21 protein-coding genes are annotated in these 25360 nt (G+C 60.1%); 7 read left to right on the top strand and 14 right to left on the bottom strand.

Annotated elements, in window-relative coordinates; translation table 11 throughout:
* Together ACHZCU_RS21700 and ACHZCU_RS21695 are read right to left on the bottom strand one after the other, a co-directional pair.
* On the bottom strand, positions 1-1044 hold the full coding sequence (locus tag ACHZCU_RS21700; RefSeq protein WP_319520697.1) for a sulfate ABC transporter substrate-binding protein: 1044 nt from the start codon (positions 1042-1044) through the stop codon (positions 1-3).
* A 256-nt stretch (positions 1045-1300) separates the two neighbouring features.
* On the bottom strand, positions 1301-1744 hold the full coding sequence (locus ACHZCU_RS21695) for an Rrf2 family transcriptional regulator (RefSeq protein ID WP_319520696.1): 444 nt from the start codon (positions 1742-1744) through the stop codon (positions 1301-1303).
* Between the two features lie 213 nt (positions 1745-1957).
* On the opposite strand from ACHZCU_RS21695, the gene ACHZCU_RS21690 reads away from it, so the two are divergent.
* Positions 1958-2176, top strand: a complete 219-nt coding sequence (locus ACHZCU_RS21690; RefSeq protein ID WP_319520695.1) for a hypothetical protein — start codon at positions 1958-1960, stop codon at positions 2174-2176.
* A gap of 134 nt (positions 2177-2310) precedes the next feature.
* Entirely contained in the window at positions 2311-2871 is a 561-nt protein-coding gene (locus tag ACHZCU_RS21685; protein WP_319520694.1) for a recombinase family protein, read from the top strand.
* Positions 2872-3167: 296 nt separating this feature from the next.
* On the opposite strand, the gene ACHZCU_RS21680 is transcribed toward ACHZCU_RS21685, so the two are convergent.
* The gene (locus ACHZCU_RS21680; protein ID WP_319520693.1) at positions 3168-3854 is read right to left on the bottom strand and encodes an SMC-Scp complex subunit ScpB; all 687 of its coding nucleotides are present in this window, start codon (positions 3852-3854) and stop codon (positions 3168-3170) included.
* 2 nt (positions 3855-3856) lie between these two features.
* Positions 3857-4774 (bottom strand): DUF1403 family protein, encoded by a 918-nt coding sequence (locus tag ACHZCU_RS21675; protein WP_319520692.1) that lies wholly within the window; start codon positions 4772-4774, stop codon positions 3857-3859.
* Positions 4775-4953: 179 nt separating this feature from the next.
* Here ACHZCU_RS21675 and ACHZCU_RS21670 point away from each other — a divergent pair, with 179 nt between their 5' ends.
* Positions 4954-6033, top strand: coding sequence for a site-specific integrase (locus ACHZCU_RS21670; RefSeq protein ID WP_319520691.1), 1080 nt, complete (start codon positions 4954-4956; stop codon positions 6031-6033).
* A 301-nt stretch (positions 6034-6334) separates the two neighbouring features.
* Positions 6335-6937, top strand: a complete 603-nt coding sequence (locus tag ACHZCU_RS21665; protein ID WP_319520690.1) for a sulfotransferase — start codon at positions 6335-6337, stop codon at positions 6935-6937.
* Positions 6938-7341: 404 nt separating this feature from the next.
* Here ACHZCU_RS21665 and ACHZCU_RS21660 read toward each other — a convergent pair whose 3' ends face one another.
* The 5 genes from ACHZCU_RS21660 to repA all read right to left on the bottom strand — a co-directional run bounded on the left by ACHZCU_RS21660 (position 7342) and on the right by repA (position 11840).
* On the bottom strand, positions 7342-7773 hold the full coding sequence (locus ACHZCU_RS21660; RefSeq protein ID WP_319520689.1) for a type II toxin-antitoxin system VapC family toxin: 432 nt from the start codon (positions 7771-7773) through the stop codon (positions 7342-7344).
* Entirely contained in the window at positions 7773-8015 is a 243-nt protein-coding gene (locus ACHZCU_RS21655) for a type II toxin-antitoxin system Phd/YefM family antitoxin (protein ID WP_319520688.1), read from the bottom strand. Before ACHZCU_RS21655 ends, ACHZCU_RS21660 begins: the two co-directional genes overlap by 1 nt.
* Before the next feature lie 95 nt (positions 8016-8110).
* A complete protein-coding gene (repC, locus tag ACHZCU_RS21650) occupies positions 8111-9406 on the bottom strand; it encodes a plasmid replication protein RepC (RefSeq protein ID WP_319520687.1) in 1296 nt (431 codons plus the stop codon).
* A gap of 206 nt (positions 9407-9612) precedes the next feature.
* On the bottom strand, positions 9613-10626 hold the full coding sequence (gene repB, locus ACHZCU_RS21645; protein WP_319520686.1) for a plasmid partitioning protein RepB: 1014 nt from the start codon (positions 10624-10626) through the stop codon (positions 9613-9615).
* The gene (repA, locus tag ACHZCU_RS21640) at positions 10623-11840 is read right to left on the bottom strand and encodes a plasmid partitioning protein RepA (RefSeq protein ID WP_319520685.1); all 1218 of its coding nucleotides are present in this window, start codon (positions 11838-11840) and stop codon (positions 10623-10625) included. The genes repB and repA overlap by 4 nt, the downstream gene beginning before the upstream one ends.
* Positions 11841-14150: 2310 nt before the next feature.
* On the opposite strand from repA, the gene ACHZCU_RS21635 reads away from it, so the two are divergent.
* Positions 14151-14858 (top strand): GntR family transcriptional regulator, encoded by a 708-nt coding sequence (locus tag ACHZCU_RS21635; RefSeq protein ID WP_319520684.1) that lies wholly within the window; start codon positions 14151-14153, stop codon positions 14856-14858.
* 162 nt (positions 14859-15020) lie between these two features.
* Positions 15021-16280 carry an FAD-binding oxidoreductase gene (locus ACHZCU_RS21630; RefSeq protein ID WP_319520683.1) on the top strand — a complete coding sequence of 420 codons (1260 nt, stop codon included), beginning with the start codon at positions 15021-15023 and terminating at the stop codon, positions 16278-16280.
* Between the two features lie 4 nt (positions 16281-16284).
* Here ACHZCU_RS21630 and ACHZCU_RS21625 read toward each other — a convergent pair whose 3' ends face one another.
* From ACHZCU_RS21625 to ACHZCU_RS21605, 5 genes are all read right to left on the bottom strand, one after another.
* Complete coding sequence (locus ACHZCU_RS21625; protein WP_319520682.1) at positions 16285-18081, bottom strand: aminopeptidase P family protein; 1797 nt, start codon at positions 18079-18081, stop codon at positions 16285-16287.
* A 16-nt stretch (positions 18082-18097) separates the two neighbouring features.
* Positions 18098-19057: an ABC transporter permease gene (locus tag ACHZCU_RS21620; protein ID WP_319520681.1), complete on the bottom strand. Its 960-nt coding sequence runs from the start codon at positions 19055-19057 to the stop codon at positions 18098-18100.
* Positions 19054-20031 carry an ABC transporter permease gene (locus tag ACHZCU_RS21615; RefSeq protein WP_319520680.1) on the bottom strand — a complete coding sequence of 326 codons (978 nt, stop codon included), beginning with the start codon at positions 20029-20031 and terminating at the stop codon, positions 19054-19056. Before ACHZCU_RS21615 ends, ACHZCU_RS21620 begins: the two co-directional genes overlap by 4 nt.
* The gene (locus tag ACHZCU_RS21610) at positions 20028-21893 is read right to left on the bottom strand and encodes an ABC transporter ATP-binding protein (protein WP_319520679.1); all 1866 of its coding nucleotides are present in this window, start codon (positions 21891-21893) and stop codon (positions 20028-20030) included. The genes ACHZCU_RS21615 and ACHZCU_RS21610 overlap by 4 nt, the downstream gene beginning before the upstream one ends.
* 250 nt (positions 21894-22143) lie before the next feature.
* Positions 22144-23886: an ABC transporter substrate-binding protein gene (locus tag ACHZCU_RS21605; RefSeq protein WP_319520678.1), complete on the bottom strand. Its 1743-nt coding sequence runs from the start codon at positions 23884-23886 to the stop codon at positions 22144-22146.
* Between the two features lie 180 nt (positions 23887-24066).
* Between ACHZCU_RS21605 and ACHZCU_RS21600 the strand changes: the two genes are divergently transcribed.
* Complete coding sequence (locus tag ACHZCU_RS21600) at positions 24067-25206, top strand: Xaa-Pro peptidase family protein (RefSeq protein ID WP_319520677.1); 1140 nt, start codon at positions 24067-24069, stop codon at positions 25204-25206.
* The last annotated feature ends 154 nt before the right edge of the window (positions 25207-25360 follow it).

Genomic DNA, 25360 nt, shown 5'->3' with positions numbered 1-25360 from the left:
TCATTGCACCGGCGTATAGATCTGGTCGAAGATGCCGCCATCGCCGAAGAGAGCGGGCTGAGCCTCCTTCCAGCCGCCGAAATCGTCAACAGTTACGAGGGTCAGATCGGGAAAGCGTTCGAGGTCGGCCGGGTCGGCAAGTTCGGGACTGAAGGGCCGGTAGTAATTCTTTGCCGCAATGCGCTGGCCATCGGCGCTGTAGAGATATTCGAGATAGGCGCGCGCAACCTCTGTCGTTCCCTTCGCCTCTGCATTGGCGTCGACAAGCGCGACCGGAGGCTCTGCCTTGATCGAGACGGACGGCACGACGATTTCGAACTGGTCGGGACCGAGTTCCTCGAGCGCCAGAAACGCCTCGTTTTCCCAGGCCAGCAGGACATCGCCGATGCCGCGCTGCACGAAGGTCGTGGTCGAACCGCGCGCGCCGGTATCGAGAACGGGAACATGGTTGAAGAGGGTTGTGACATAGTCGCGAACCGCAGCCTCATCGCCGTCGAACGCCTGCTCCGCCCAGCCCCAGGCGGCCAGAAAGTTCCAGCGCGCGCCGCCCGAGGTCTTCGGGTTCGGGGTGATCACCTCAATGCCGTCACCGATGAGATCGGGCCAGTCCTGGATGCTTTTCGGGTTTCCCTTGCGGACCAGAAACACGATGGTCGAAGTATAGGGGGCATTGTTGTTTTCAAGCCTGCCGCGCCAGTTTTCGGAGATCTTGCCGGTGTTTTCGACAATGGCGTTGATGTCGGCCTCGAGCGCCAGCGTGACAACATCGGCTTCCAGACCGTCGATAACGGAGCGGGCCTGTTTGCCCGAGCCGCCATGCGACATCTGGATGGTCACGTCATCGCCCGACACCTCTTTCCAGTGTTCCGCAAACAGCGGATTGTACGCCCGGTAGAGTTCCCGCGTCGGATCATAGCTGACGTTGAGGAGCGTGATGTCGGCCGCTACCGCCGGCGCCCCGAGCCGGAGGGTCAGCGCGAGTGCCGTGGCTCCAATGACGAGCGCGGAACCGATAGCGGCCTTGATGTTTCGGTATCGTGTCATCGACGTTTTCCCTGTTACATTGCCAATGACCTTAATCTCTATCTACAAGGTAGAGATTGTCAAGTAACAGCATTCAGCCCCCACAGACAGTCATCTGCCACCCAAAAAAATTCGGTAAAACAAAGGGAAAGGACGATTCCCCCCTGAAGCTTCGCATTGTGCGTACCGAAAACCGTTTTCTATTTTCAGCTGGCTCGTTAGAAAAAGACGTGAACTCTGTGATGAGAGCGCAATGGAATTCGCAACAGCTTGAGCCTCATGCCAGCCTGGGAATAGCCTCATTTCCCGGATTGCTGATCGCCTCGGCGATGGTCACCGTATCGAGCACCGCGCGCGTGGCATCCGCAACGCGGGCAAAGACGCCGCGGATTTCGCACGTCGCCTCATCCACACAGCCTTCGCAGCGGCGATAGGCGATCTTGCTCAGACAGGGCAGCGGTGCCAGCGGACCGTCGACAATGCGCAAAACCTCGCCGAAGGTGATATCCTCTGCGGATTTGAGCAGCAGATAACCGCCCATCTTGCCGCGACGGCTTTGCACGATACCGTGATGCTTCAGATCAAGCAGGATCTGCTCCAGAAACTTTTTCGGGATATTCTGCGCCTCAGCGATATCCGAAATCAGAGAGGCCTCACCAGGATCAGCCCGCGCGAGCGCAATCAGGGCACGGAGGGCGTATTGAGCTTTTTGTGAGATCATGAAAGGTACATTTTTCTCATGGAGGCCTCTTTGGCGATTTTTCCTATCAGATTAGTCGGGTTTTTGATAGAGACTACCTCAGGCTTGAGAACGCTGTCTCTCTTCCAGATGCCCTTCCGAGCGGCGATTGACGCATTAACCAGCACCAAAGGTGTAAATTGGTATAGGGGTTCGACGCCGATCGACACGATAAGTCTCTGAAATATTTAAAGTGTGTGGGGGCCCGACACCGCGCCGAATGACACCGCGATTTTCGAGACCGGCAAGCACGTCGTTGGTGTCGGCATTCTCATCGCCGCACGCAAGGCGCCGCCGGAAATCGACATCACGCCGGAAAAATATGCAACGCTGAATGCGCAACTAAAAGCGCTGATCGATGCGCGGCAGGCGACGGCGAACACGCTCGGCAAGCTGAATTATGATGATGCGTGAGCGCGCCGTCGCACTCGATCCTGCTGTTCGTCAAAGGCTCGTTTGACGGTTCACGCTGATTTTGTCCGTAAAGCTTGTGATCTGACGGAAAGTCGGAAATTGTCCGTAATCAACAGAAAAACGAACACAGGCACATGACTGCAGTCGGCTATGCAAGAGTTTCTACGGGCGAACAGGACACCGCGTTACAGCTCGACGCCCTGCTCAATGCAGGTTGTGAGAAGATCTTCGAAGACAAGAAGGCCTCCGGGGTGAAGACAGAAAGGCCGGGACTGGCTGATGCCGTCAGCTATGTGCGAGACGGCGACACCCTCACGGTCTGGAAACTTGACCGTCTCGGCAGGTCGATGAAGCACCTGATCGAGATCGTCGCGGAACTGGAAGCGAAGAACCTTGGATTCCGCTCCATCAACGAAAATATCGATACGACGACATCCGGCGGTCGGTTGGTTTTTCACCTGTTCGGAGCGCTGGCGCAGTTTGAACGCGATCTCGTTACAGAGAGGACGCGCGCAGGCTTGAAGGCTGCGGGGGAACGTGGCCGGCGCGGTGGCCGCCAGGCTGTCGTCACACCCGATAAGCTTGCCAAGGCCCGCCAGCACCTGGCAGCCGGACTCAACGTACGGGAAGCCGCTGCCCTTCTCAAGATCGGCAAAACCGCCCTTTACCAAGCGCTCAGAACCGAAAAAGCTTAGAGTGTCATTTCGCCCTCAGCCGGAACCGCCCCCAGAGACTCCGTTCTTTCTTTTTCTAAAAGCCCCGCCGCACGTTTGACGTGGTTTCTCCATCAATCTTTGCCTGATGCGCTACCCGGAAGAGATATCATGGCTAATACAAGGCTGCCCAAAGGCAATGCTGAATTATGTCGCCGCTTGAAGCCCATGTTTCGCTGATGACTGCCCAGTTTCAGGCCGCCTTCAACCGAAGACAGGTCAGGGGTGGCAGTTGCTATAAACGGTCAAGGCGTTGCGCGAACTCTGCGGCAACAGCCTCATTCCTCCTCACTCTCCGCCTCGGCTGAAAGCAATGCTTCCTGCGCGGCGACCCGGCTGAGCAACCCCGCCTCTTCCATCGCCTCGATATCGGGCAGGTCGCGCAGGGTCTGCATGCCGAAGGCGGAGAGGAATTGCTTGGTCGTGACGTATGTATAGGGCGCGCCGGGTGTCGGGCTGCGGGGGCCGGAGGCGATGAGGCCGCTGCTGCGCAGCGACGCTATGGTGTCGCGGCTGACCGTGCGGCCGAAAATATCCGACAGGGCGCTGCGGGTGACGGGCTGGAAATAGCCGATGGCCATCAGCACCATGGACTCGAATTCCGAAAGCGCTGCGGCGGGTGCGCGGGTCGGCGCGGCCGATGCGCGAATGGCCTCGGAAAACCGGGGGCGCGTACGGTGCTGCCAGCCGCCGGCGACCGCGACCAGCTCATAAGGACGGTCACGCAGCTCCTCGCGCAGATCATCGATCAACAGGTCGAGGCTGCAGTCCGTGCCGACGACCCGCGCCAGAACATCGCGCGTCACCGGCTCGGACGAGGCGAAGATCACCGCTTCGACCCTCAGCATCCATTCGCGCCAGCGCAGCGCCGGCGGCATATCCGCCAGTTCCCGGTCGAACAGGCCTTCGCCGCCCGCGCCCTTTTTCGGCTGCTGTTTGCCGCGTGTGGAACCGGAGCCCGCCATCGTCACAACCCATAAATTCTGAAAGAAGACCGCCCGGAGAGTTCGCGCACGGCGCCGAACCCTTCCAGTCGCTCGAACAGGCGCGCCGAGGCCCAGCGCGACAGATCCGTACCGGAGGCGGACACGGCGTCTTCCTCCAGCAATTTGCGGAAAACGGCATCGGCACCTTTTGTCCTGATCTTCGGCGCCACGGCCAGAAGCGTTGCCGCCCGCCGGGAAATGTCACGCGCCGAAGACAAGGCGTGTCCGGCCGCCGACACCAGCGCCAGGCAGACAGCCCGGTCAAAACCGGCATCGCCGCTGCCCACGCGTCCCCTGCCCGCGCCGACCCGGAACGCGCTGGCATAGCGCTCGGCCAGAAGCAGCGGCACGGGCCGGCTCCAGCCCAGCATCGCCGCCATCAGCATGTCGGCCAGCGCAAAGGCCAGCGGTTCGTCTTCGCCAGCATCGTGGCAGATAGCCCTGATCAAAGCCGCGGCGGCAAACGGCGCCGGCCTTCCCGACTGCAGCACCGCATCCGCATGCCCGGCAATGGTGGCAAGCCGGTCATCCGGAACTGCCAGACCGAAATGATCGGCGAGAGCCGCGATGGCGTCCGCCGACAGGGCGGGACGACGCATGGCCATTCTGCGATAGCCGAGGAACACGCGGCCGGCAGGCCCGGCATCATCGTCAACGGAGCGCAGCAACACGGCATCCCGCAGGTCTCGTTCATCCTCCCTGCGCCCCATCAGCCGCAGCGCCGTTGCCGCACATTTCAGCGCCTGACGGGAGCGCCAGCAGCCAGCCCAAACGGGATCGGAGCGCGCAATATCATCCAGCATTTTCAATGCGATACCCGCGGAAAAGGCTGCATCCCCCTCCGTTGTCTCAAGCGCCTGCGGCAAAGCCCAGCCCGGCAACCGGGCGGGTTCCGTCAAGGTTGATCCATGTGTTTCAGCGCGCGAATCCATGAACGCAACGCTACAACATGTGCGCGGTTTAATCTAGAAATTTCGAAGAAAACCGCACAGCATGTCTTTTTGATAAAATGATTGATAATGTTGTATTATCATTCATAATGCACTTTATAAAGAAAACCCGCGTTTTGAGGCCGCAAATGCCCGAAAATGATGTCGATCCGACCTCCGCTCCGTCTTACGGCACGCCGCGGCAGGATGATTCAGAGCTTTCCGTGGTGTCGACCGGCCCGGCCGCCAGTCTTGCGCCGCTTGTCGACCGCGCCCGCTCCTACGTCGAGGCCGCCTCGTCCGCCAATACGCGGCGCGCTTATGCGTCGGACTGGAAACACTTTGCCGGATGGTGCCGGCGTCAGGGGCTTTCCGCGCTTACGCCGGATCCCCAGACGGTCGGCCTCTACATCACTGCGCTTGCATCGGGCGCAGCGGCGCCAAAGGGCAAGGGCGCGTCCGTTGCCACGATCGAGCGGCGGCTGTCGGCGATTGTCTGGAATTTTGCCCAGCGCGGGCTGCATCTCGACCGCCGGGACCGTCATATCGCCACGGTTCTCGCCGGCATTCGCAACAGCCACGCCGCCCCGCCCCGCCAGAAGGACGCCATCCTGCCGGAAGAACTGATCGCCATGCTGGAAACGCTGGACCGTGGCACGCTCAGGGGCCTGCGCGACCGCGCCATGCTGCTGATCGGTTTTGCCGGCGGTCTGAGGCGTTCGGAAATCGTCGCGCTCGACGCCGGACGTGACCAAACGGAAGACGGGCGTGGCTGGGTCGAAATTTTCGACAAGGGCATGATCGTGACGCTGCGCGGCAAGACCGGCTGGCGCGAGGTTGAAATCGGCCGCGGCTCATCCGACCTCACCTGCCCCGTGGCGGCCGTCGAAACCTGGATGACATTCGCAAAGATCGCCCATGGCCCCCTGTTCCGCCGCGTTACCGGGAAAGGCAAGGCCGTCGGCGCCGAACGACTGAAGGACCAGGAGGTCGCCCGTCTGGTCAAGCGCGCGGTGCTTGCCTCCGGCATTCGCGGCGATCTGCCGGAAGCCGAGCGCGTCAGACTGTTTTCCGGCCACTCCTTGCGCGCCGGTCTCGCCACCTCGGCGGAAGTCGACGAGCGCTATGTTCAGAAACAGCTCGGCCATGCCTCGGCGGAGATGACGCGGCGCTATCAAAGACGACGCGACCGGTTCCGGGTCAATTTGACGAAGGCGGCAGGACTTTAGACGCCAACGATAGAAAACGACGTCCAGAGCGATCGCAAAAGTCCGGTTTCCGAGCCGTATCAAGAGGAAAGGCACAGAGCCCATTCAAAGGACCAAGATTTTCGCGATGCCCGGGTTTCGGCACAGATGGGATGCGGACCGCCACCTGCATTGTGGCTGAGAAGCGGCCGTCTTCTCCCCTCCCCTTTGCGAAGAGTCCGTATGAAGTCGATAGACAAAAGGGAAATTTTCCCTCCATTCGGACACGCTCCTATACCTTTGCGCGCGTGACAGCACCATGCCCATACGCAAGACTTTGGGCATGACACACGCGCACACACAATTCGCTCCGGATTTCATTGTCGTCGGCGCCGCCAAGGCAGGCACAACGGCCATCTATCATTGGCTTGCGGGCCACCCTAACGTCTTTCTGCCGGCCGTGAAAGAACCTGGTTTCTTCGCCTATGCCGGCAGATCGGCGATCCCGGAGAAGGGCCCCTATGACCCTGCCTATTGCAATCAGATCATCACCGATGGCCCGTCCTATGCGTCTCTCTTTGACACGGCCGCAGGACGGCTGACGGGAGATGTGTCGCCAGTCTATCTGATCGACGGCGATGCGGCAGCTCGTATCGCGGCCGTTCGCCCCGATGCGCGCATCGTCATCCTGTTGCGCAATCCTGTCGAGCGGGCTTTCTCGCAATTCATGCATCACATGCGCGACAGCCTTGAGACCTGCTCGACCTTTGAGCAAGCCCTCGACGCAGAAGAAGAGCGACTGCGCGACGGCTGGAGTTGGGGGCATGGATACGCGACCCACGGTTTCTACGCTGCACAGATCGAACGGTATCTCGCATTCTTTCCGGAAAACCAGATACTGTTTTTGGACTATCGCGATCTCCAGAATGCGCCGGAGCAGTGCTGACATCAGCTTTGCGGACACCTGGCTCTTGAGCATCGGCCGCTGTTTCGCAACGAACGGGTCAATACCACAACCGATATGATGCAGGTCTCGGCCCGCCCCGGACTGGCGCGGCGGCTGAAGCATCCCGGGGTGTTTCAGTCACTGCTGAAGCGGGCCGTGCCGCCAGGCGTGAGATCGCGTATCCGGCCCTATCTCGAAGGTCGCGGTCGCCCTGTTCCCGTATTGAGCGATCAGACGCGACACGCCCTTACCCGGCGATTTGCGCCGGAACGTCCGCGCGTCGAGAACCTGACCGGCCTTTCTCTGTCGCACTGGGGATGAACGGAACAAACACGATCTGACGACGCACACAGAAAAACTCATACGGTCGGTTCCAGAACGGCTTTCCCTTAAAAAAGCAAACATCAGCCCGGCAAGGACTGAAACGGATCGTGCACCGGAACGCCGAGCGGTGCGAAGTGGCGGAGATTACGGGTCAGGATCATCAGCCCGTGAGCCTTTGCCGTTGCAGCGATGGCGATATCGGCAAAGCCCGGCTGATGAGCGCGGGCGGCATCGAGGATCTCGCCGGCTGCATGGGCGCATCGAAGATCGAAGGGCAGAATCTTCTGTCCATAGAGATATTCGATGCTCTGCCACCACGCCTGCAAACGCTCGGCCTTCGTCTTCGCCTGTTCCCGTTCGGCCTTGGCAATTCCGGCACGCACCTCCGCAGCCGTCACCGCCGACAGAAAAAGATCGTCGCTTGCCCGGTCGAGCCAGTCGATCAGCGCTGTCTCACGCCCGCGTTTTGATGGCGCAAGTGCTGAAATCACATTGGTATCAACAAGATACATCAGAATGCGACATCCCGGCCGGGTTTGTCGCTACGCTCGGCAATCGTGTCCTCATCGCCCGGATAGGCAGCCAGAAGCTGGCCGAAACTGGGCACATGCGCAAGTTTTTCATATTCCTCATAGGACAGAACAACCGCTTCCTTCCGTCCATGGCGGGTGATCACGGACGGTTTGCCGTGAACTGCCTGATCGACAACCGCCGAAAAGGTCGCCTTGGCATCTCTGAGCTGAATTTCCTTCATCATCGTCATCCCGATCCGTAACCACTGTGGTCATATATAGTCTGTCAGCGCGATTTTCTCAAGTGCCGCGTTTCCACCGGTCCGAAACACCGCCCTCAGGTCTTCATCCGGGCCTTGAGCGCAGCCGAAACTTCCATCCCTTCCGCCTGGGGGCCGTTTTCGGTCGTCTCCCGGGAACGGTCCCGGCCCGCGTCAAGTCGGGCGCGCAGCAAGGCCATGATCATCGGCCAGACCGAGAACCGGTCATCGCGGGCCCGTTCCGTCAGGCTGCGCAGATAACCGCCGGCATTGTTGATCTGGTCGGCGCGTTGATAGATCGCCGCCAGCGTTATGGCTGCGTGTTTGTCGCCCATAACCTCGCAGGCTTCCCGCCAGGCGCTTGGACTGACGCCCAGCATTGGCCGCGCCGTTTCGCAAACGCCTAAGAATTCGCGCCAGTGGCGGATTTCACCACCTTTCGCCAGGTCACGCCAGTTTGCGCAGGCATCCAAAACCAGGTTCAGCGGCAATTCCCGTTTCGGCAGACTGTGCAGGTTGTCGGTTTCGTCGGCATTGCCGCTCTCTTCTTGATTTTTTCTAGAGCCGTATTCAGATTCAAATTGAGATTGTGGGTTTGAATTCTGTATGTGACGCTCAAAATGAGACTCATTGGCGTTCATATTTTCTGAATTTAGCTGATTTTCCAATGCATCACGCACTTCATTCAGCAAAAGTTCGAGCGCATCGCAAAGATCATCCAGCAAAGACAGTGACGGGGAGCGCGGAAGCCGGCCGACAATCGAAGCATACATCTCCGACATCCTGTTCCAGTCACCGGGAACGCCCTCATTTAGCCCGGCCTCGATCAGCTTGACGATATCGCGCCTTAACAAGGTCAGCCGCTCGCGTTGAAGCCTGTAAGCCCGCTTTTCCGCAGCAACTTCTTCCGCCAGCGCCTCGAACTCGGCCGCCCTGGCGACGATCGGCGATAAATCGAAGCCATAGGCCTGTTCGACATCCCCTCCCCTGCCCTTGCGGGCGAAACGTTTGCCGTTCGGGCTGTCGCGACGGATGATCAGGCCGCAATCGACGAGTACCGCCAGGTGGCGCCTCAGCGTCGCCGGCGACATGCCGTTTGCGCGGGCTGCAAGCTGGGTGTTGGAGGGCCAGACGATCAGCTGGCCGTCGGCCGCAAGCTCCGTTTCCGGATGAAACGACAAGAGCGCATTGAGCACCGACAGACCGCGATCAGTGGCGCCCAGGCGTTCGCGCGCCTCGCGGATCAGATGAAAAGTCTTCCATTTGTGCACACATGCCCCTTCCGGCATGGCGCTTGCAGCCTTCTGGCTTGCCATCATGGCAAGGGACATCGGCCGCCGCCCAAAGGGCGTCGCTACAGTCGCATGTTCCATGGTTTCACCTTTCAAAAGGCAAAAGAAACCGGCCATCCGACCGACAAAACTGCCGGCAGGGACTTGACTGCGATTCGAAGAAATGCGACTCAAAGGTTGCTTAGGACTTTGAGGCTCTCCGTGTGAACCGCTCGGGGGGCCTTTTCTTTTACCTGATCTCTCCTCTGCTCTCCTGTTTCAACACACATCACCAACCGGCAGCGCGCTTATTGCTTGCGCTTGTTTTTGCCGGAAGACGTTGAAAAAAACTCATCGGCCAGTGCGTCGAGCCGCGTCTCCAGCCATTCGGCGAATGCAGCTTCCCGGCCGGGAATGGAAATCGTCGTGCCGGAGCGGCTGCGGGTTACCCGCCCGAGAACACGGCCATTGCCGGAAATATCGCGCGTTTCGGCCTCGTCCTTGTTGGCAGACGGACCACGCGCGGCCTTCAGCGCCAGATCGACGCGATGGGCGGAATCAGCAGATTTGAAAGCCGGATTATCCATCAAGGCACGCACGCGTTTGATCGCCGCATCGCCGCCTTCGCTGCAGGCATCGGCCAGCGACATCCATTTCGGCCGTCCCACGCCCTTTGCCCGGCCTATCGCCCGGACGATATCCGTCGGCAGCGCGCGCGCGACCTTCAGCATCAGCGACAGCGGCGTCTTGGAAACGCCAAGCACGGGCTCGATGGCAACACCGGAAAAGCCGGCGGCGCGCAATTGCTGGGCCCAAAGCGCCTGCTCGATCCAGGTGAGGTTTTCACGAACGCCGTTTTCCAGCGACTGTTCGACCAGCAGTTCCTTGTCGGAAAGCGGACGGATATAGGCGCGAACACGGATTTCACCCGGCGTTTCGCTTTCGGCGGCCAACAGCCTGACAGCCGCCAGGCGCCGATGGCCATAAGCCAGCTGATAGCGCCCCTGCTCTTTCGGATGCGGGCGCACCAGAACCGGAATCTTCTGCCCCTCGGCCTTGATCGAGGCGGCGAGGCTTTCGATTTCCTCGGCGACGGCGCTGTCGCTTTCAAACCGGTCATTATAGGGCGAGGCATCGATCTTTTCCGGATCCAGCACGGTGATGCTGCTTTCCGAAAGGCTGTTCAGCGCCTTGCCGACATTGCTGATGACCGGGGAACCGCGCCGACCGCGGGCAAGCGGCGATGCCTGCGGCTCGCTGCTATCCTTGTCCGCATCTTCGGGACTGGCTTCCGCCATCATTTTCAGAATGCTTTTCTTCATGATGCCCTGCCCCAGACCTGCCACAGAAGTGCAAGCACCTCGCCATTGACATTGTCGGCGCTCTCCAGCGCGCGCTTCAGGGTCTCGCGGCCGACTTCTCCGCTTTCCAGTTCGTAAAGCGTCTTCTTGGCCACCCCTGCCCCGGCAATCGCGGTGGATTCGACCGCCTCGTAGACCAACACGTCATTGTCGAACAGCCGGCGCATGACGCTTGCCATGTATTTCTGCGGCCCATCATTGGGATTGACCCGGGTCAGCAGGAACTTGACGAAGTCATGCTCGAAATGCGCCCCGAATTCGGCCAGCGTCTCGGCAAGATCGGAGATCATGATCAGGAACTGGTTGCAGGACGCGACATCGAGCATCGCCGGATGCACGGTCACGACCAGCCCCGTCGCCGCATAAAGGGCGGCCAGCGTGGCATAACCCAGCGACGGCGGCGTATCGAGCACGACAAAATCGTAATGCTCTTCGACGGAGTGAATGGCATGCCGCAGCCGTTCGAAGAACAGGCCGAGCTCGTCGCGCTCGCGCCGCGCCAGATAGGCGGGCGTATCGAATTCGAAATCCATCAGTTCCAGATTGCCGGGCACGAGATGGATGCCGGGGAAATAGGTTTCGCGAATGACGTCGGCCAGCGCGCGGCGCTCATTGTCATAACGCAGGGCCGCATAGACCGTCTCGTTCTCGGCCACATCGAATTCCGGCTGCAGGCCGAAGATCGAGGTCATCGACGCCTGAGGGTCGAGATCGATGCAAAGTACGCGGTAACCCTGCAGCGCCAGATAATGCGCCAGATGAATGGATGTCGTGGTCTTGGAACTGCCGCCCTTGAAATTGGCCGTGGCGATCACCTGAAGCTTTTCGCCCTCGCGACGGCGCGGCCAGAGTTTCAACGCATCGTCAGGCCGGTGTTCGGCGAGATATTGCCTGAGCTCCGACAATTGTTCGACGGAATAGATCCTGCGATTGTTTTCCGCGCGATGCGGCTGCGGCCCCTTGCCATCGATGCTCATCGACCGCAAGGTGCTTTCGGGAACGTCGAGCATCTTGACCAGATCAAGCGTCGAAAATGTCCGCGTAAAGGCCTTGTGTGCTTCCGGCGGATAGATACGATGACGCATCACCTGAAGCTCGGCGGAGAGCTTGTCGGTGTAATCGGCGATCTTTTCCGCGGTGTCGCCCGAGGTGACGTGTGCGGGTTTTTCGTTCATCTGACGGTTTCCGAACCAAAAATGGAATGTTGGCGTCAAGCGTGGATGACTCGCACCGATTCTGCAAGCCTTTTTTCGTTAATGAAAGGTTAACGCCCGACACGTGTTTTCTCCCCCGCCCCCGCCGCCTCTCCCATCCATCGCGCCAGGGATTTGTATCATGTCCAGATGCTCGCTTTATGACGACGGGCGGTTGGTATGTGATTGTCGATCCGAGCGGGACAGGGCGATGAAATCCGACGGCGCTGGACATGTGCGCAGCTTCGTTTCAGGGCGTCGCATGGAGGTGTCGGCGTATCGGCAATGACACGCTCAGCTGTTCCGGCCAACAATCATTTCAACCGACGCTGTGGAAGAGTGAACGTAGAAATTCATACTGAGATCCGCGACACCGTCCTGCGCCGCCCGTGCGTCCATCCTGCATGAATAAGGAATGCTGCACCACCTACCCTTTTTGTCCATGGCGAATCGGCTTAATTTTACAGATATCATCAACGACTGCCTCCGCGGTAGTGGCGCCTGATGCACCGAACTGTTCGCGCGGTTATGTATTTTTTGATACCATCCAGAAGATTTTCCATCTCAACCTTTACATCATCGCTCCATAGGCCCCGAAGATTCGCCAACAAGATAGCACTGTTCGAGCGACAAACAGTAGTGACGCCATCGGCACCATGAGCGTCCCTTAATTGTCAAACCAATAGCGCATCCGATCAAAACCCTCCACCGGCATGGCGGCACCTCCGCTCTTTCTAATTTGCGAGATACTTGTTGCAACAGTTGAACGCAGGCGTACGGATTTGCGAGGTGAACGCTTAGGGCGGCTCACCTTAACGTCGCACGATATGCTGAAACGACCGCTGAACAAAACAGCCTCCAACGTAAAGCCAAGCCATACTGCCAGGGCGCTCTGTTTCTTCACGATATCGAAGATATGCCAGCAACGAACATCATGATGTGTTTTCAGTTGAAAACTTTCCATACGGTCAGAGACGTTTTCGGATGAGGAACTCAAAAGTTTTCAATTGAAAACATTACGTCGAGCGGTTCATCGCCATTGCGCCGAAGACTTCCGATGAAGACCATGGATCGCATCCCAAAGAAACACGACAACTCAATTAAAGTCGTAGCCTATAATAGCTGACCCCGAACCTGAAATCACATACCGGGCCTCGCCTAGAAACCGCCGCCCTCGCTATCGCGCCATCATCCAACACGAGGTCGCTCGCCTTCGGAGACTGCACCGAAGAATCCTGGAAGAATTATCGTCGCCAGACAGATGCTCCGCATCAGGTCGGCAAAGGACTCAGTTCCAGATTCTTAATCTGGGTCAACGGACACGACCTAAGCCAGTGATCGGCAGAAATGGTGCAGGCTATGCAACGCGCATGGTTAAGGACATCTGCGAAACAGGCTATCTGAGGGATCGAACCGACATCCCGAAATCAATCCACTGTTCTTCGCCACTCCGGAGAGATGCAGACAGAAACGGCTGGATACATTCTCGGTACATTTTCTCAGCCCGGCCGTCTTCAGTCCCGGCGTCTAAGTTCAACGCTAACCGAAAACCCAAACGACACGGCAGTCCTCACAGCGCCATCAACGACCTTCCTCGTCTGAACGAAATCATTGTCGCTAAACCGAAGAACAGCTGGGCCCCTCGCGGGCGAGGGGAGTTTGCATTTCGGAACGATCGCGATCACTCGATCAACCGCTGACCAGTTCCAACCGGCATGACCGCCACAATGCATACGAACACATTGCGTGGTGCCGTGACCAGCTTGACTATGGCATTCGACACGGTCGCAACACGCCAGTGACATTCGTATTTGGATGAGAGCACCGCCGCCGCCTCACGTATCGACTGAACGACCATCAAACGCCTATCACTTCGATGCAAACGAAACGCTTTGAACGTCTCGCTTGACTGCGAAGGCGTGACGGTCGCAGCTATATTCCCCGAGACAACACGGCTCGTCCACCTCTATCAAGCTTAGAAAGGGAAGAAGTTCGCATCCATGTTCCGCCACAGCGCGAACGCTGTTGTCGTTGTCGTTTACGGCATCGGAGAAAGACACCCGGTCCAGATCAGTGCGAATTCGATCTGCTTTTGCAAACAAGGTCCCGACCAATACTGCTATCGCGGCAAAACAGAATATTTTTGAACACAAACTGTCGACAATGCTAATCGGCCGACGTATGGTCAAAATCAGCGAGTCTTCCGCGCGGTCGCGGTATCCTCGGTTTCTGCGCTACGATACAACAGACCGGCGATAATGCGCGACAGTGAAACGAAAGGCAGAGGCAGCGATGGCGGAAACGGCGAAAGCAAAGACACGCGGATCGGGAACCCAGAAGGTTTACGAAGCACTACGGCGGGAAATTCTGGCGATGGACCTGATGCCGGGCAGTCCGCTGGACGAAGTGAGGCTTTCGGAGCGCTTCGGCATGTCCCGCACGCCGGTGCGCGAGGCGCTGCTGAAGCTTTCGGGCGACGCATTGGTGACCACGCTGCCCAACCGCAATACCATTGTTTCCGCTATCAATTTTGCCGATATGCCATCTTATTTCGAGGCCCTGACGTTGATGTACAGGATCACGACCAGAGGGGCGGCATCACGTGCGCCGCACGAACAAACCATGATGGCCAACATTCGCAACCGGCAAAGCGAGTTCGTCGCCGCGGTGGAGGCACAGGATGCCTTTGCCATGATCGAGGCCAATCGCGAATTTCACGTCGCCATCGCGAACCTCGCCGGCAACAGCTATTACACCGGTTTCTTCTCACGGCTTCTCGACGAGGGGCGTCGTATCCTCCGGCTTTATTATTCTACCTTCGATGACCGGCTGCCGCGGCAATATGTCGACGAGCACGAAGAGATGATTGCAACGATCGAGAACGGCGACACCGAAAAGGCCGACCGGCTGGCGATTGCCCATGCCGACCAGATCGTGCGCCAGATACAGGAATATCTGGCCCGCGAAACGGAACAGGCGCGCGCACTGTCGCTCGACTGAAACAATACCTTCCCGGGTGTATCAATGTCCGGAAAGTTTAATAACAACAAATACTTAACATCTCGCAGCCGAGAACGCGCCATCGGGCGGCAGGGCAGGTGGGATGTTTCGGCGATGCGGTGACATGCTGCCGTCATCGGCCGGCAAAACACGGGGAACATGATGGAAGACGTATCTGGAGCAGATGCCGTTGTCATTGGCGGCGGCATTATCGGATGCATGATTGCGCGCTATCTGGCTGAGGCCGGACGCGCGGTGACGATCCTGGAGCGCGGCGAAATCGCAGCCGGCAGCAGCGCGGGCAATGCCGGCATTCTCGCCTTTCCGGAGATCGTGCCGATCCCGTCGCCGGGGATCACCTGGAAAGCGCCGGTCTGGCTACTCGATCCGCTGGGGCCGCTGACGATCCGTCCGGCCTATGCAGCAAGACTGGTGCCGTGGTTCTGGCATTTCTGGCGCGCCAGCTTCCGGAAGAATTTCGAGCATGGCCTCAAGGTTCAGACCGCGCTGATGCGGCTTGCGATCTCGGAATTCGAACATGTCCGCAAGGACGAGCATCTCGCGCCATTCGTGGTCAACACCGGCACGCTCGATCTTTATGACAGCGAAAAGAGTTTCAACGCCGCCGCGCCCGACTGGGCCCGCAAGCGCAAGGCGGGGTTCGATTTCCACCGCGTCGGCCGCCGCGAGATCGAAGAGCTTCAGCCCGGACTGGCGCCGCAGTTTGAACATGCAATCTACAGCGATGACGGCTTGCAGGTTTCCGATCCCGCCGGTTTCACCCGTGCAATTGCCGATAAGCTGCAACGGGACGGGATCAAAATCCGCATCGCAGAGGCAGCGGCCATCGAGCCGACGGGGGAGGGGGCACGCATTCGCCTCGCCGATGGCAGCGCGCTTGCGGCCCGCACCGTTGTGGTCGCCTGCGGCGCATGGTCGAAGCGGCTTGCCAAAAGCCTCGGCGAGGCCACGCCGCTCGATACCGAACGTGGTTACAACACCACCTTGCCGGCGGCGTCTTTCCCGTTGAAGCGGCAGCTTTATTTCAACGACCATTCCTTCGTGGTCACGCCCCTGAAAGACGGCGTTCGCATAGGCGGCGCGGTGGAATTCGGCGGTATCGATCTGCCGGCCAATTTCAAACGCTCCGACATGCTGATGAAACTTGCCAAACGGTTTTTGCCCGGCCTTGAAACCGGCGGCGGCGAACAGTGGATGGGTTTGCGCCCGTCCATGCCCGATTGCCTGCCGGTGATCGGCCGTTCGAAGGCGGCCCCGAACGTGATCTATGCCTTCGGCCACGGCCATCTGGGGCTGACCCAGTCGGCGGCCACCGCGCGGCTGGTTTCAGAGCTGAGCGCCGGGCAGAAACCCTCCATCGACCTCGATGACCTGCGCTTCGACCGGTTCAGCTGGCTCTGACGCCTCAGGCCTCAAGAGCTAGCGTCGACCGGATCAGAAAATCGCGGGCGTCCTCGCTGACAAGGCCGATGAGCTTTTCGCGCACCAGCGTGTGGTAGTCGTTGATGAACGCAATGTCCTGCGCTGAGAGGGCGGCGACATCCACCGGTTTGAGGTCGATCGGCGCAAGTGTCAGCGAACGGAACCGGCAGAAGCCGGGCAGAGCGGCGGTCACTTCCACCTGGTTTTCGATCCGCAAGCCGTAGGCGCCGGCCTCGTAGTAGCCGGGTTCAATGGTCATGATATTTCCCGGCTCAAGGCCGTAAGTGTTGGCCTTCTTGGCAAAGCGATGCGGGTATTCGTGCACCAGAAGATTATGCCCAACGCCGTGGCCCGTGCCGTGGTCGTAATCAAGGCCCATCTGCCAGAGCGGCAGGCGGGCAAGCGCGTCGAGCTGATGGCCATATGTGCCTTCGGGAAACGTGGCTGAAATCAGCGCGATGAAGCCTTTCAACACAGCGGTATAGGTGTCGCGGACGGGCTTTTCGGGAATAGCCAGAAACAGGGTTCTGGTGACGTCGGTGGTGCCGTTTTCATACTGGCCGCCGGAATCAATCAGGTAGGGCCCGTCCGGCGTGATCGCCGCATCGCTTTGCGGCCCGGCATTGTAATGGCACATCGCCGCATTGGCACCCGATGCCGAAATCGAACGGAAGCTGGCTTCAAGAAAGCCCGTCCGGCGCGCGCGGAGCGACAGAAGTCTGTCCTCCGCCTCGATTTCACGGATCGGATTGCCGGCAGCCGCGCGCAACAGTGCCTCACGTTCCAGCCATGCGAGAAATTCCGTCAGGGCAACGCCGTCTTCAAGATGGCAGTCGCGGTAGCCGGCAAGTTCAGCGGGCGTTTTCCGTGCTTTGGCGATAGTCAGCGGATTACCGGCGGCAAGGACCGTACCGCCGGCATTTTCCACCGTAAAACGCAGGGCCACCGGGGCGAATGACTGGTCGATCAGCATCGTTTTGCCTTTGGATGCCGCCGCCACGGAAGGAATAAATTCCTCGACAGGCTTGAGGCGGATGCCTTCAAGCTCGAATGCGGAAAGATCATTGGGCAGTTTGCGGCTGTCGACAAACCAGTCGACGCCACCGTCTGCCCGAAGGATCATGAACGACTGAGGCACCGGGTTCATCGCAATATCGCTGCCGCGCAGATTGAGCAGCCAGGCGATATTGTCCGGCAGCGTTTCCGCCATCATGTCGGCCCCGGCCTCGGCAATCTTGTTGCCCATGCGCACCGTTTTTGCCGAAACGGTTTCGCCGGAAAGGGCAGGGGGCATGGGGCGGACAAGGTCGAGCGGTTTTTCGGGTCGGTCGGGCCAGATCGCGTCGAACGGGTCACTGGATACAGGCACGAGCGTGAAACCAGCTCTTTCGGCCGACCCCACAAGCCGGTCATAAAGGGCAGTGTCGATCAACATCGGATCGAAGCCGATCCGCCAGCCCTTCCGGCCATGGGCCGAAAGCCAGCCGTCGATTGGGTCATTGTGCAGGTGGTGGACGTCGTAAAGCGTGGGGTCGACCTCGTGGCGCACCTGAATTTCGTAGCGGCCATCGACGAAAATGAACGCCGTATCTTCCAGAACCAGCGCCAGACCGGCGGAGCCGGAAAAGCCGGTGATGAAGGCCAGCCGGTCGTCATGCGGCGCGGTTACCTCGCTTTGATGGGCATCGGCGCGCGGCACGATCAGCCCGTCCAGACCTTCGGTTTTCAGCAAAGTCCGCAGTGCGGCAAGGCGTGTGGCGATTTGGGGATTGGCTGTCATGAAATTTCCCTCACCGTCAGGCGCCGCGCACGCGCGGGTCGAGAACGGCATAAAGCAGATCGACGATGATATTGGTGACGACGATGAAAAAACCGCCCATCAGCACGATGCCGATGATCACCGGCCGGTCGAGATTGCGCACCGATTGCACCGCAAGCGCACCGACGCCCTGCAGCCCGTAAATCTGTTCGATGACGATGACACCGCCCAGAAGTAGCGCGATATCGGCGCCGAGTTGGGTGATCAGCGGCGTCAGCGTGGCGCGCAGGCCGTGCTTGTAGACCACCTTGGCCTCCGAAAGCCCCTTGGCGCGGGCGGTGCGGATATAGTCCTCGCCCAGAACCTCGATCAGCTTGCCGCGCGTCAGGCGGGCATAGATGGCAGCCGTCACCAGCGCCAGCGTGGTCCACGGCAGGAACAGGTGCCAGGCCCAGTCCACCGGATCGGCCAGAAACGGCTTGTAGCCGCCGGGCGGAAACAGCATGAAACCGGCCTTGCGCGGCAGGAAATAGAAGACATAGAGCGACAGCATGCCGAGCACGAAGGTCGGAAACGACAGGCCGAGCAGAATAAAGCCCTGTCCCAGCCGGTCGCGGAAACCGCCGGGAAACCGTGCCGACATGATGCCGATGGGAATGCCGAGCGCCAGCCAGAAAATCACACCGCCGATGACCAGCGAGATGGTGGCCGGCAGACGGCGCACGATCAGTTCCGTCACCGGTTGCTGGTTGCGGTATGAAAAGCCGAGATCGCCGGTCGCCGCCTTGGCGATAAACCGGCCATATTGCACATAGATCGGCTGATCGAGACCGAGATTGGAGCGGATCTGTTCCAGCTGGGTTTCGGTCGCCTTGTCGCCGGCGATCATGCGGGCGGGGTCGCCCGGGGCGACGAAAAACAGCACGAACACGAAGATGCTCAGCGAAAACAGGATGAGAACGGCAAAGCCGATGCGCTGGGCGAGATAGCGGCTCATGAACGCGCCTCCTTCTTCAGTCGCTTCAGAAGCGATTTGCGGACCGGCCGCGCTTTCGGATCAAGCGCGTCGCGCAGGCCGTCGCCCAGAATGTTGAAGGCAAGCGTGGTCAACAGCAGCGCCAGCCCCGGAAACACCACCAGCCACCAGGCAACCAGATAGATCGAATTGGCTGAGGCATCGGCCAGCATGCTGCCCCAGCTTGGCGTCGGCGGCACAATGCCGAGCCCGAGAAAGGACAGCGTGGCCTCGAAAACGATGGCCGTCGGGATCATCATGGTGGTGTAGACGATGATCGGCACGGAAAGATTGGGCAGGATATCGCGCAGCACGATGGAAATCGGTCCGGCGCCCAGCGAACGGCTGGCGGCGATGAATTCGCGGCGGCGCAGCGAGGCCACTTCAGCGCGGATCACGCGGCCCATCGTCGTCCACGAGAAGAACACGATCACGCCGATGCTCAGCGACAGGCTTGGGCCGAAAACCGAGACCAGCGCCAGCGCGCACAGAAGAAATGGCACGCTCATCACCAGATCCATGATCCGGCTTAAAACCATGTCCACCTTGCCGCCGGCGAAGCCCGCAATGGTGCCGATGGTGATGCCGATCAGCGCGGCAGCCAGCGAGGCGACGACGCCGACAATCAGCGAGATGCGCGCGCCATAGGCCAGGCGCACCAGAACGTCGCGGCCGAGATGATCGGCTCCCAGCCAGAAATCGTGGTTCGGGCCGACCGGCAGCCCCATCGGGCTCATGCCGATCTTGCGGTATTGCTCGATCGCCGTATGACCGGTGATGTCGGCCACCAGAGGGGCGGCCAGCGCAAAGGCGATCAGCAGCAGAATGAAACAGGCGGCGGCAAGACTGGCGCGGTCGCGCGCAAGCCGCCTCAGCGTCAGTTCCAGCGGGCCGCGCTGCACGACATGGCCGGTGTCGTCATCGTCTTCGGCGGGATCATGTGTGAGAGCGCTCATGCCGTTTCGCCTCCCGTGCTTTCAATGAGCCGCCGCGCGGGCATCGTGTCCGTCGCGATTTCATGCATGGATGCCGCCATCAGCTCGCGTGTGTAGGGATCGCGCGGGTGCGCATAGATGTTTTCGGCGCTGTCGAGTTCGACGATCCGGCCCTTGTTCATCACCGCGATCCGGTCGCAGACATGACGGACGACGGACAGATCGTGCGAGATGAACAGATAGGTGAGGTCGAGTTCCTGCTGCAGGCGGCGCATCAGATTGAGGATCTGCGCCTGGATCGAGACATCGAGCGCGGATACCGGCTCATCGAAGATGATGATGTCGGGATTGAGCGCCAGCGCCCGTGCGATGCCGATGCGCTGACGTTGACCGCCGGAAAATTCCGACGGGTAGCGGTTATAGTGTTCGGGGTTGAGGCCGACGCGCTCCATCAACGCCTGCACCCGGCGCTTTTTCTCCGCGCCCGAACAGATGCCGTGGATGCGGAACGGATCGCCGATGATCGAACTGACGCGGCGGCGCGGATTGAGCGAGCCGAACGGGTCCTGAAAGACAAGCTGAATACGCTTGCGCATCGCCCGCCAGTCGGCCCGGGTGAGGGTGCCGAGCATCTCGCCTTCGACGACCACATCGCCGGAACTGGCCGGAACGAGACCGGCCAGAACCCGCGCCAGCGTCGATTTTCCGCAGCCGGATTCGCCGACAAGGCCCAGCGTTTCACCCTTGTAGAGCGTCAGGTCGATGTCTTTGAGAACATGCAGGGTGTTCGGCGTACCTTTGATGCTGCCGCCGGTCTCATAGTGCAGGTGAATATCGACGGCCTCGATCATGCGTTTGCGGGGTGTGCTTTCCGGCGTCTCGTCTGCCACCGCTATGTTGCCGGTCGCGGCGGCGTCAGGTGCGGCGCTTTCCGTCTCCAGCCAGCACAGCGCCTGCGTGCCGTCGTCATATCGCCGCAGCGGCGGGGCCTTGCGACAGATGTCCATTGCCTTTGCGCAGCGCGGGCGGAAAACGCAGCCTTTCGGCGGCGAAAGCAGGCTGGGCGGGCGTCCGGTGATCGGCTCGATCATGGCGCCGGGCGTATATCGCGATGGCGAGGAATTCAGAAGACCGGCGGTATAGGGGTGAACCGGCGCGGAGAACAACGTTCCGGCGGGCCCGATTTCCATGCGGTTTCCGGCATACATCACCATGACCCTGTCAGCGATGGACGACAGCAGCGACAGGTCGTGGGTGATCATGATCACGGTCGTGCCGAGCTCGCGGCGCATCTCGTCCAGCAGCGCGATGATCTGCGCCTGAACGGTGACATCGAGCGCGGTCGTCGGCTCGTCGGCGATGATCAGCGGCGGATTGAGGATCAGCGCCATGGCGATCATCACGCGCTGGCGCATGCCGCCGGAAAACTGATGCGGATAGTCATCGAACCGGTGCGCCGCATCGCGGATGCCGACCCGTGTCAGCATCGCGATCACCCGTTCACGGGCCGCCTTCCGGCTGACCTTTTCATGGGTGTGGATCATCTCGGCGATCTGGTCGCCGATCGTATAATAGGGATGCAGGCTGGACAGCGGGTCCTGAAAGATCATGCCGATGCGCGAACCACGCAGCGTTCTCAATCGCCGTCTCGAAAGGGTGAGCAGGTCTTCGCCTTCGAATGTCACCTGACCCGAGATCGCGGCATTGGGCAGGAACCCCATGATCGCCTGCGTCAGCACGCTCTTGCCCGAACCGGACTCGCCGGCAATGCCGAACAGCGAGCCCTTTTCGACGCTGAAGGATACCTTTTCGGTCGCGTGAACGATGCCGTCTTCCGTCGGAATTTCAACGGTCAGATCGCGCGCGTCGAGGATGGATGTCAAAAAAACTGCCTCCATAACGGAACCGGGTGAGGGCGATATCGCCTCAGTCTATTGGCAAGCTTTCCTCCTCTTCAGCGTCACCCTCGGACCTGATCCGAGGGTCCATACAGCATTGGCCTGTGGATGCTCGGGTCGAGCCCGAGCATGACGCAAGAGGGACTTTGCCAACAGTCAGGCGAAAACGTCCCCGCCCGACGGATTGAATGGCAGCGCCCGGGTGGAAAACCGCACCGGGTCACCGCGGCAATTGTCAGCGGCTCAGCCAGACATTGGTCCAGTCGCCCTGGGCGCCGAGCGCATAGGGCTGGAAATTTTCCACCGCCGCACCGTGGTAGAGGATCACGTTTTCGGTGGTGTAGGGCGCGACCGGCGAATCCTGCATCACCAGCTCATCGACCTCGCCCCAGAGCTTTGCCGCCTGTTCCGGCGTGGTGGCGTTGATGGCCTGTTTGGCGATCGTGTTGGCCTCCGGGTTGTCGTAGTCGACATAGTTATAGGTCTGGTGCGTGCCGTTATAGGTAAACTGCGGCTGGAACACCGAGCGCGCCGCGCCGCCGACCCAGTCCGGCGACCAGCCCACCGGCGCGATATCCCAAAGCCCCGCCTTGGTGTTTTCCTGATTGGTCATGAACTTCGAATAATAGTCCGACGGCGCCACCGGCGTCAGTTCGATTTCGATACCGGCCTTTTTCAGGCTGGCCTGAATGGTCTGGGCAATCGCCGGTTCGGCATTCTGGTTGCGGAACGGCATTTTCAGCGTGATGCCATCCGGATAGCCGGCCTCGGCAAGCAGCGCCTTCGCCTTTTCGGGGTCGCCTGCGGAATCTTCGCTCGGGTAGAGATCGAATGCGTGGAAGCCGAGAACGCCGGGGCCGAAAATACCGTTCTGCGGGGCTGCCACCATCGGCCCGCCCATCTGCTGCACGATTGCCGCCTTGTCGATGGCATACTGCACCGCCTGGCGGATGCGCAGATCACGCAGCGCGCCGTCATTGTTGTCCGTCAGCGTATTGAACCACAGGAATGATGTGCGGCCGACCGACATGGTGGTCAGCTTGTCGTCTCCCGTCGCCGTCAGCATCTGCAGGATCGCCGGCGGAATGATGATGTCGTAGGTCATGTCGGCATCGCCGGCCTGAAGCTGCTGGATGGCCGCATCCGGCTGAATGCCGAAGGTGATGTCGATATTGTCGACATAGCCGCCGCGCAGCGGGTCGGATTCGGTGGTCCATGCCGGGTTGCGCATCAGCTTGATCGTGCTGTCGGGCACATAGGTTTCAACGGTATAGGGACCGGAAGCGATGAAATTGTCGCGGTAGTCCGGGCCGTCGGGCATGTAATCGAGCACTTCGACGGGTGCCGGCGCCGAGGTCGGCAACGACAGCATGTAGACGAAATCGCCCGCCGTTTCGGTGAGATTGATGACGATGGTCTTGTCATTCGGTGTTTCGATGCCGGAAATATCGTTGTTTTCGATATAATCCTTCATTGCCGCGGCGGTCGGTTCGACCGCGGCAAAGCCGTCGCAGAAGCCGCGCATGCCCTCGATCAGATCGACATAATAGGTCAGCGCGGCCGAGCCGAGAAAAGGATTGCACATCCGCTTCATGCCGCGCTCGAAATCGGCGGCAACCATCGGCCGCGGACCGTCCGGGGCATCCCAGGCAACGCCGTCGCGCAAGGTAAACGTGTAGGTCAGCCCGCCATTGGTGGGCTGGGGCACTTCGGTCGCCAGATCGCCCTTCGGCTCCAGCATGGCTTCGTCATCGGTCGATGCCGCGTAGCTGATCAGCTGGCGGCTGACCGCGCGCAGAAAATTGTTCGAGGTGACAAGAGCCGCAGATGTCGGATCGAAATGGTCGATATCGGCAGTTCCGACAATCTTCAGCGTTCCGCCGGTCTGGGGCGATGCCGCAAGTGCGGCCGTGGCGGTGGAGGCAGCGAGCACAGAGACAGCGAGCCTCAGCAGTTTTCTTCCCGTGAATGCAGTCATGGAACTGTTCCCTTCATTATGGTGGCATGTTCATGCCGATTGGGTCCCGACCACAATTTTTGCGATTGTCCAAAACTTGTCAATGATAATGTCGACAAACTGGCGACAAAGATGCTAAAGCCGTTTGACCAATGACAGGCCGCAGCCTGCAAGCAAATGAAAACGGGAGACGTTGCCGCGATGATCTCTGATAGCCGTCCTGCGCCGATCAGCAAAGATGAACACGGGAACCGGATTGCGCGCCTGCGCACGGCCATGCAGGCAGCGGGTGCGGATGCCATACTGCTGGGTTCGACCACCAGCCTGAGCTATTTTACCGGGCTCATCTGGCATGCCAGCGAACGTCTGGTCGGCGCCCTGATCACCGCCGACAGCCTGACCTATATCGCCCCGGCCTTCGAGGTCTCGAAAATCGAAACGCTCGAGCGGATCGACGGCGATATCGCGGCATGGGAAGAGCATGAAAATGCCGCCGCACTCGTGGCAAGGCTTCTCGGCCGCGAACAGACACTGGCGCTCGACGATGCACTGCCCTTTTTCGTCTATTCGGCGCTGGCGCGACAGATCGCGCCGGAGCGGCTCACCGATGGCGGACCGATGATCTCGGCGCTCCGGGCGGTAAAATCGCCGGCCGAGATCGCGCTGATGCAATATGCCATGGACGCCACGCTTGAGGTGCACAAACGCGTCCATGCGCTGATCGAGCCGGGCATCCGCGCCTCCGACGTGGTGCAGTTCATCGATGAGACACACCGGGCGCTCTGCGGCTCGGGCAGCACATTCGCAATCTGCTCCTTCGGCGCGGCGACATCGCTGCCGCACGGTGTCGATGACGACCAGACCTATGCCGAGGGCGATATCATCCTGGTCGATACCGGCACGATTGTCGGCGGCTATCAGTCGGACATGACGCGCACCTATGTGAAGGCGGAGCCCGCAGCCGAATTCGTGCGGATCTGGGCCATCGAGCGGGAAGCGCAGCAGGCCGTGTTCGATGCCGCGAAACCGGGCGTTGCGGCGGAAACTCTGGACGATGCCGCCCGCCGCGTGATCGCCGCCCACGGCCTTGGCCCCGACTACCAGTTGCCCGGCCTGCCGCACAGGGCAGGCCACGGGCTCGGCATGGATATCCACGAAGCCCCGTTCATCGTGCGCGGCAACACCACGCCGCTTGTCTCCGGCATGTGCTTTTCCAACGAGCCGATGATTGTCGTGCCCGACCGTTTCGGCGTGCGCCTTGAGGATATCATCCATATGGGCGAGAGCGGGCCGGTGTGGTTCACAAAACCCGGCAAAAGCCCGACCGAACCGTTTGCCTGAATGAATTTCCGTTCCCCGGTATATTTTCGCACTATCGTGGAGATCCGGCCGGAAAACAGGACTGCACCTCGACAGGCACGGCTTGATGTCTGTCGGGAGGCGATTACGCTGATCTGAACGTTCAGAAAGCGGCAGCCGGTAAGGCCGCGCCGCT

The organism is uncultured Martelella sp., from assembly GCF_963677965.2.
Lineage (GTDB): Bacteria > Pseudomonadota > Alphaproteobacteria > Rhizobiales > Rhizobiaceae > Martelella > Martelella mangrovi.
The sequence above is the reverse complement of the archived record's forward strand: the minus strand, read 5'-3'. Positions and strand labels throughout refer to the sequence as shown.